This is a genomic window from Cyanobium sp. ATX 6A2 (assembly GCF_024346355.1).
In the GTDB taxonomy this organism is placed as follows: Bacteria; Cyanobacteriota; Cyanobacteriia; order PCC-6307; family Cyanobiaceae; genus NIES-981.
In genome coordinates this window covers 1-3,852 of record NZ_JAGQCU010000039.1, presented here as the reverse complement: position 1 = coordinate 3,852, position 3,852 = coordinate 1, and the positions used below count along the sequence as shown (strand labels likewise).

Annotated in this window: 4 protein-coding genes and 1 pseudogene; 4 read left to right on the top strand and 1 reads right to left on the bottom strand. The window is 59.7% G+C overall.

Going from position 1 to position 3,852, the window contains the following annotated elements:
- Positions 1 to 61 precede the first annotated feature (61 nt).
- Positions 62 to 208 (bottom strand): annotated as a pseudogene (locus KBY96_RS16145) (AbrB-like transcriptional regulator); the annotation flags it as partial.
- A 753-nt stretch (positions 209 to 961) separates the two neighbouring features.
- Here KBY96_RS16145 and KBY96_RS16140 point away from each other — a divergent pair.
- From KBY96_RS16140 to KBY96_RS16125, 4 genes are all read left to right on the top strand, one after another.
- Positions 962 to 1,639, top strand: coding sequence for a DUF389 domain-containing protein (locus tag KBY96_RS16140; protein ID WP_254980575.1), 678 nt, complete (start codon positions 962 to 964; stop codon positions 1,637 to 1,639).
- Positions 1,615 to 2,046: a hypothetical protein gene (locus tag KBY96_RS16135; protein ID WP_254980573.1), complete on the top strand. Its 432-nt coding sequence runs from the start codon at positions 1,615 to 1,617 to the stop codon at positions 2,044 to 2,046. The genes KBY96_RS16140 and KBY96_RS16135 overlap by 25 nt, the downstream gene beginning before the upstream one ends.
- A 39-nt stretch (positions 2,047 to 2,085) precedes the next feature.
- Positions 2,086 to 2,898 (top strand): hypothetical protein, encoded by an 813-nt coding sequence (locus KBY96_RS16130; protein WP_254980572.1) that lies wholly within the window; start codon positions 2,086 to 2,088, stop codon positions 2,896 to 2,898.
- Positions 2,899 to 3,157: 259 nt separating this feature from the next.
- Positions 3,158 to 3,508, top strand: coding sequence for a hypothetical protein (locus KBY96_RS16125; protein WP_254980570.1), 351 nt, complete (start codon positions 3,158 to 3,160; stop codon positions 3,506 to 3,508).
- Positions 3,509 to 3,852: the final 344 nt, after the last annotated feature.

The window sequence follows — 3,852 nt, the reverse complement described above, 5'->3', positions numbered from 1 at the left end:
TGACGCCTGGTTTCAAGTGTGCTGAGGGTGGTGATCGGACGATCCCGGCCTTCACGAACGATCACGCAGCAGCCGCACCGCCCTCCTTCCCATCGGCGCGGCCGAGCTTGATCTCGAACTCATCGCCAGGCTGCAGACCCAGCTGGGCGGTGTGGGCTTGGCCCACCAGCAGGTTGCCGTTGAACTGCACCTTGGTGTGGCAGCTCAGGCCAAGGCTCGCATCGGTGCCAAAGGGGAACATCCCTCCCGGGGGAACAAGCAGCAGTTCGACTTTGAGAAGACGCGGCTGAGGGGCATGGTGAAGAACCGCTCCAAGGTGACCGTGCTGGCAGCGCTGACGAATCTGTTCCTGGTGCGACGTCAACTGCTTGCGGCCCCGTCATCAGGGGAGTGGTGCCTCAAAATGGATCCATTCACGCACTCTGAGAACCCTGCAAGCAGTCGAAGCAGCCTATAAATGAACGCAGAGCACTCACCATGAACAGTAGTGCGGCCATTCCGGTGGCGTCTGGACTCAGAAGCGGCTGAAGCCCATATTGCTCAGAGTTTCCCGAAGATGTTTAGCCTTTTTCTCAGAGCCTATGCCCCATCAAGATGTCTGACCTGCCTGGCTACTTGCCTCCAAGGAGTTACCAGAAAGAGCCGATCATTGGCAGGTGGTTGTCGAAGTCGTCCAATGACAAGTTCAGCGACCTTCCTCACGCGACAATCTGCTCTCTCACTGGAGAGGCTTGAACGACGACGCGGCCCAAGGCCGACCGAGAAGCGTATAGCTGTTGACGATTGAAGCGCCATGGGCGCCGCCGGGAGATCCAGGATGTCTCGGCGCACAGGGCGCGACAGCGACGACGGGCTGAGATTGGCGGCAAGCCTGTGTCATCGCATGATGAACGCTGATCTCCCGTGGCGGTGGCTGGCGGATGATGGCCATCGTCCAATCGCACCAACCCTTGCGATGAGCATGAGCACTGTCCAGCCCGACGACACCAGCCGTCTGGATGCCCTGCGTCAGGAGTTCGAGCACGAAGCCAGCTTCTCTCAGGTGTTCGTGGTGCTCACCGTGGGCGCCACCCTGATCGCCACCCTGGGTCTGCTGGCCAACAGCCCCGGTGTGGTGATCGGCGCCATGGTGGTGGCCCCCTGGATCCTGCCGCTGCAGGCCATGGCCTTCGAAATCCTGCGGGGGCGGCTGCCAATGTTCCTGCGGGCCTTCCGCACCCTGATGCTCGGGGTGGTGATCTGCATGCTGCTGGCGATGGCTGTGGGCCATCTGGTGGCCTTCCCCAGCTTCGGCAGCGAGGTGATGAACCGAACCAGCCCCAACCTGCTGGACCTGGGAGTGGCCCTGGTGGCCGGAGCGGTGGCGATGTACGCCAAATTGAGGAAAGACGCAATCTCGGCCCTGGCCGGCCTGGCGATCGCCGTGGCCCTGGTGCCGCCGATGTGCGTGGTGGGAATCCTGCTGGCCTCCTCCTTCTGGATGCAGGCCTACGGGGCGCTGCTGCTGTTCGCCACCAACCTGCTGGGGATCATGGTGGGGCGATGGCGGCCCTGGGAACGCTCGAACGGGTATACCGGCGCCGCCTGTTTCAGAGCAGGCTCGGCCTCACCAGCGTGGCCCTCACCGCCCTGCTGGTGATTCCTCTCGGCAGCAGCTTCTATCGCCTGATGCAGCGGTCCAGACAGGAAACGAAGGCCCAGCAGCTGGAGCAGGTGATCGAGCAGGAGCTGCGCAGCAGCACAATCACCCTCGGCGGCGATCCCGCCATCGATCTGGTGGGCATCTCCATCAACTGGAGCCTGAATCCACCCCTGGTCCGGGCCCGGGTGAGGGTCACCGATCCGGCCCTGCCCACCTCCGAGCAAGTGGCAGGCGTGCAGGCCTTCATCAACCGCAGCCAGGCGCCCCTGCGCTTCCGGCTGGTGATGCAACGCACCGCAGTGGACCTGATCGGCCCGGAAACCGCACCGAATCCCGCCGCTCTGGAGGTGCTGCCCCCACCCACGCTGCCGCCGCTGCCGGGGGCAGCGGGCAACGAGGAGTAGGGACCGGCCCGCCAAAGTGCCACCAGGATGCCCCAGACAATGATCACTGACACCGATATGCCCGAGATCGATTCAAGTCACAGGCCCGGGCTGCGGCGTGTCTGGTTTTTCCTCAGGGTGAGCCTTGTATTGTTGAGCATCGTGGCCGCCAAGATCCTGGTGCACCGGATGGGCTGGGAATTGCTGGACCCGAATCCGCTGTTCCCGGGGCTGGTGGCCTCCGGGGTGTTCCTGCTGGGCTTCCTGCTGAACGGCGTACTGCTGGATTACAAGGAAGGCGAGAAGATTCCGGGAGAACTGGCCGCAGCTCTGGAGTGCCTCGGTACGGAGGCGAGATGTGTTCGCCAGCTTCATCCGGAAGCTGAGGTGATCGGGGCTCTGGCGCTGCTGGCTGATTTCAGCAAAGATCTCCTGGCCTGGATGGAGGAAGCTGACCTGGTCACCCCGTTGCTGACTCGCCTCGATGATCTTCAGCTTTCGATCGAGCGGCTGGCTATCTGGAATGCCGCTCCGTTGCAAGCCCGGTTGCTGCTCGAAATGGCCAACATCCGCCGAGTCGTCTATCGAATCGAGGTGATTCGCGAAACCACTTTCGTACCTACTGTCTACGGATTGGCTTACATTGGAACTGCCCTGCTCATAGGAGGACTTATGTTTACCGAAATCAAGCCATTCGGAGAGTCCCTTTTCTTTATTGGCTCGATTTCATTCCTTCTGATCAAGTTGTTACTGCTGATCGCTGATCTCGATAACCCGTTTGCGGCAACCCATGAAACGTCAGCAGAAAACGTGTCACTGATCCCTGTTTATCTGGCCGCCGAGAGGCTCAATCGCTTGGTGGAGGCTATTTGACCCTAAGCTATGATTACTAATGAATGCGTGGGGGTCTTCAAACTTGATTGCCCACGCCTGCGGGAACAACAGTATTTCAAAAGCGCGATGAGATGATCGGAAGATGAAAGAAAGAGTATCAAAGACGAAAATTCTTCTTGCTCGTTTAGTGCTCGTGCTGTCAGTCACATTAGTGCTTCTCGGATTGGCCATGAACGGGCTCTCGATAGCGGGTTTAGAGCGAATATGGCAAAACCTGCTCGACCGTCCCAGTGGGCCGATGGCCTTTCGCATTGTTCTGCAACCAGTTATGGCATCGATTGCTGCGCTGGCAGATGGCGTCAACGACGCAAAGACTGGGCGCAATCCCTACCTTTGGACGGTTCTGACCAACCCACTGAAACGCAGCAGCCGCTTGCACGAAGGGCTGATCTCTACAGCGCGGATCATCCTCCTCGGCCTGGGTATGGACCTGATTTACCAATACCTTGTGTTTGACACGTTTCATCCAGCTGAGGCTGTCATCATCGCCGGCTTACTCTGCTTTCTGCCATACCTGCTGCTGCGTGGTCCGATCACGCGCATCGGCCGCTGGTGGCTCGACCGTAGATCTGCAGACAAATTCCGCTGACGTTCTGTGCTCTGGAAGATCACTGAGGGTTGGCAACCGCAGGGGTGCAGCAGGACAGGGGCAGGAAGGCCTCACGCCAAAGATCGAGAATCCACAGCTTGCGCCTATTTGTAATAGCGGATACACTTGAACTCATCCTCAACCGAGTCCGAAGCAGCGCCACCAAGGCCGAAAGCCACCGATCCGGTTGCTGTCATCCTTAGCCTTCCGTTAATTCGGGACTCCTGAAAAAGGGATCCGCCGGCTGGATCCAAATACTGCGAACGAGCGGCGCGTTGTCTGCCCAGACGCTTGGCTATACAGCGGCCAATGAATCGGCCATTTCAAGCTTCCAAATGTTCCTG

Bases quoted from the DNA above. Each gene is read 5' to 3' on its own strand.
- KBY96_RS16140 (WP_254980575.1), top strand. From the start codon at position 962: ATGAGCACTGTCCAGCCCGACGACACCAGCCGTCTGGATGCCCTGCGT.
- KBY96_RS16130 (WP_254980572.1), top strand. From the start codon at position 2,086: ATGATCACTGACACCGATATGCCCGAGATCGATTCAAGTCACAGGCCC.
- KBY96_RS16125 (WP_254980570.1), top strand. From the start codon at position 3,158: ATGGCCTTTCGCATTGTTCTGCAACCAGTTATGGCATCGATTGCTGCG.